Source organism: Nocardiopsis sp. TNDT3 (assembly GCF_003427465.1).
GTDB lineage: Bacteria > Actinomycetota > Actinomycetes > Streptosporangiales > Streptosporangiaceae > Nocardiopsis > Nocardiopsis dassonvillei.
In genome coordinates, this window is record NZ_QPFC01000034.1 from 1 (window position 1) to 3,663 (window position 3,663).

Below are 3,663 nucleotides of genomic sequence, written 5' to 3' on the forward strand. Positions count from 1 at the left end.
GCGCACGGGCACGGCTCAGCCCCCGTGGACGGCGGCGAGGAAGTCCAGCAGGGCCGCGTTGACCTCCTCGGGGCGCTCCTGCTGGGTCCAGTGGCCGCAACCGGGCAGGGTGACGCCGGCGTGCAGCCCCGGTGCGACCAGCGACAGGTTCTCCAGGAGTTCGGGAACGCCGCGCATGGCCCTGACCAGGTCCTTGTCACCGCCCACGTACAGCGCGGGCACGTCGATGACGCGCCCCTGGAAGGGCGACATGAGCCCCTGGTTGCGGTCGATGTTGCGGTACCAGTTGAGCGGACCGGTGAAGGCGTCGGGGTCGGAGTAGTCGGCCGTGAAAGCGGCCAGGTCCTCCTCGGTGAGCCAGGAGGGCAGCTCCTCCGGTTCGGGCAGGGAGCCCAGCGCGCTCTCGCCCTCGGGCACGATCCACAGCCGGGGCTGGTCGAAGGGGGCGTCGCCGGAGGCCCCGACCAGGAGGCGGCGCAGGGTCGAGGCGGGGTCGGCGGCCAACTCGGCGTCGGCGACGCCCGGCTCCTGGAAGTAGGCCTGGTAGAAGCCGTCGCCGTAGACGGCGCGGGAGGACGAGACCGACGGCATCATGGCGGGCGGAACGGGCGGAACGCTCAGGCCCGCCACGCCGCGGACCAGGTCGGGGCGCATCATGGCGGTGGCCCAGGCCACCGGCGCCCCCCAGTCGTGGCCGACCACGACCGCGCTCTCCTCCCCCAGCGCGGAGACGAGGGCGACGACGTCGCCGACCAGGTGGGGCAGGGTGTAGGCGTCCACCGCCTCGGGCCGGTCGCTTCGGGCGTAACCGCGCTGGTCGGGGGCGGCCACGCGGTACCCGGCCCCGGCCAGCGGGGCGAACTGGTGGCGCCAGGAGTACCAGCTCTCGGGGAAGCCGTGCAGGAGCAGGACGAGCGGTCCGCTGCCCTGCTCGGCGACGTGCAGACGGATTCCGTTGACCTCGACGTCCCTGTGTTCCACGTTCATGGCGTACGCGCTCCTCGTCGCTGAGGGGTGGGGGCACAGTCACGCTATACCGCCGGGTCCGGCTCCTCCAGGCTCCCTCGGGGGCGGGAGCCGGCCGTGTCCCCGGCGGGAACACCCTCCCCACCTGCGCCGCTTGAGGTGGAGCGCGCTCCAGTACCTAGGCTCCGGTCCATGACCACACCACAGCGAAGGATCGGCTCGGGCTTCGGCGGGCGCAGCACCGCGCGCGAGGTCCTGGACGGAATCGACCTGACCGGACGGCTGGCCGTCGTCACCGGCGGGTACTCGGGCATCGGGCTGGAGACCACCCGGGCCCTGGCGGAGGCGGGCGCCCGCGTCGTCGTGCCCGCGCGGCGGCCCGAGGCGGCGGCCGAGGCCCTGGCCGGGGTCGAGGGCGTGGAGGTCGACGGCCTGGAGCTGTCCGACCAGGGCGACGTGCGCGCCTTCGCCGAACGCTTCCTCAGGACGGGGCGCGCGATCGACGTCCTCGTCAACAACGCCGGGGTGATGGCCTGCCCCCAGGCCGTCGCCGGACCCGGCTGGGAGTACCAGTTCGCCACCAACCACCTGGGGCACTTCACCCTGGTCAACCGGCTCTGGCCGGCCCTGGCCGAGGGCGGGGCGCGGGTGGTCTCGGTGTCCTCCGGCGCGCACCAGGCCTCACCGATCCGCTGGGAGGACCCGTGGTTCGCCCAGGGCTACGACCGGTGGCTGGCCTACGGGCAGTCCAAGACCGCCAACGCCCTGTTCGCCCTCCACCTGGACCGGCTGGGAGAACCCCTCGGGGTGCGGGCCTTCTCCCTGCACCCGGGCGCGATCCTCACCCCCTTGCAGCGGCACATGACGCGGCGGGAGATGGTCGACGCGGGGTGGGTCGACGGGAACGGTGAGCTGATCGACCCCCGGTTCAAGACGCCGGAGCAGGGCGCGGCCACCCAGGTGTGGGCGGCCACCTCGCCGCGGCTGGCCGGGATGGGCGGGGTGTACTGCGAGGACTGCGACGTGGCCGTGCCCGCCGGAACCGAGCCCGGCGTGGAGGGCGTGCGCGACCACGCGGCCGATCCCGCGCAGGCCGAGCGCCTGTGGGCGTTCTCCGCCGAGCTGACCGGGGAGGACGCCCTCGCCTGAGCGGCGGCCGGTCGCGGCCCGTGCCGCCGTCCGCGGGGACCGCGCCCCGTGGACGGCGGCACGGAATGATCACCGAAGTCCCGCAATCGACATACCTCCCATACAAGGAATTCCACCCGGAGAACTCGTGATATTCCATCCAGCGGTTCCCGTGGTCAGACCCCTCGCGTCACGCCGGCAACACTTCCTGCCGCCCCCTACCGTTGCGGCGTGAAGCGCGCCGGGAGCTCGAACAGTCCGCGCATCCACAGCGACGGCCGCCACTCCAGCCGCTCCGAAGGCACCGCCAGCCGCACGTCCGGCAGCCGGTCCAGCAGGCTCTCCACCGCCGTGCGGGCGATCGTCTCCGCGATCTCCGGTGCCGGGAAGGGGCACCCGTGCTCGCCGTGGCCGAAGGACATCTGCGCGCGGTTGCCGCTGTGGACGTCGGGGAGCCCCGCGTGCAGGCGGGGGTCGGCGTTGGCCGCCGACAGTCCCAGCACCAGCATGTCGCCGCGTCGGATGCCGCGCCCGCCCAGCTCACAGGCCTGCACGGCCCACCGGCCGATGAAGTTCTGCGTGGGGGTGTCCTTCCACAGCACCTCGTTGAGGGCCTCGCCCGCGCTGCCGCGCCCGCCCTGGAGGGTGAGCGAGAACTGGTCGTCGGTGAGCATCAGGAGCAGGGTGTTGCCGATCCAGTCGCCGGTGGGCGCCTGGGCCGCGGCGAGGACCACCAGCAGGTCGATGACCGCCTCGGCGTCGCTCAGGCCCGCCGGGTGCAGCAGCAGCCGCGAGGGCACGTCGTCGCGCGGCGCGGCGCGGCGGTCGGCGACCAGGGCGTCCAGGCGGGCGTGCAGGCGCCGGTGGGCGCCGCCCGCGTCGGCGGCGACGTCGAGCGAGAGCACGACGTCGCGCACCAGCGCCGGGACCTCCGCCTCCGGCAGGCCGTAGAGCCGGGCGACCACCATCGCGGGGATGCGGTGCGCGTACTGGGAGACCAGGTCGGCCTCGCCCTCCGCGCGGAAGGCGTCGACGAGGCCGTCGGCGGCCCGCTGGCACAGGGTCCTGAGGTCGGCGCGGTCCACGGCGTCCAGGGCGTCGCCGATCGCGCCCGCGCGCCGCTGGTGTTCGGCCCCCTCGGCGAACATGACCGAGGGCGTCCACATCACGTAGGGCAGGAGCGGCCAGTCCCGGCCGACGCGGTCCCACTGGTTCCAGCGGCGGCAGTCGCGGGCGAACCACTCGGGTCTGCTGGTGACGTGGTGCAGCTCCCGGTAGCCCATGACGAACCACGCCGGAACGTCGCCGTCGAGCAGCACGGGCGCGACCGGGCCGTAGCGTCCGCGCAGCTCCTCGTAGAGCCCGGCCGGGTCGCGGGCGATGTCGGGGCCGTACAGGCGGGCGGCGCCCGCGTGGTCCGGGGAGGGGGGCGGCGGGCCGCTGCTGGCCGGTGCCGCGGCCTCCGGACCCGGGCTGTGGTTCACGTCGTCTCCTCCTGGGGCGGCGCGGGTGCGGACGCGGAGCCGGACATCGGCGCCGGTGCGGACTCCCGCCCTGACCCGGGCGCGA

The 3,663-nt window shown here is 74.5% G+C and carries 3 protein-coding genes; 1 reads left to right on the plus strand and 2 read right to left on the minus strand.

What is annotated here, in order from left to right; translation table 11 throughout:
* Positions 1–15: 15 nt before the first annotated feature.
* Positions 16–987 (minus strand): alpha/beta fold hydrolase, encoded by a 972-nt coding sequence (locus tag DQW06_RS00875; protein WP_013152192.1) that lies wholly within the window; start codon positions 985–987, stop codon positions 16–18.
* A gap of 171 nt (positions 988–1,158) precedes the next feature.
* Here DQW06_RS00875 and DQW06_RS00880 point away from each other — a divergent pair, with 171 nt between their 5' ends.
* Positions 1,159–2,115: an SDR family NAD(P)-dependent oxidoreductase gene (locus tag DQW06_RS00880; protein ID WP_013152191.1), complete on the plus strand. Its 957-nt coding sequence runs from the start codon at positions 1,159–1,161 to the stop codon at positions 2,113–2,115.
* Between the two features lie 197 nt (positions 2,116–2,312).
* Here DQW06_RS00880 and DQW06_RS00885 read toward each other — a convergent pair whose 3' ends face one another.
* The gene (locus DQW06_RS00885) at positions 2,313–3,578 is read right to left on the minus strand and encodes a cytochrome P450 (protein ID WP_071621713.1); all 1,266 of its coding nucleotides are present in this window, start codon (positions 3,576–3,578) and stop codon (positions 2,313–2,315) included.
* Positions 3,579–3,663: the final 85 nt, after the last annotated feature.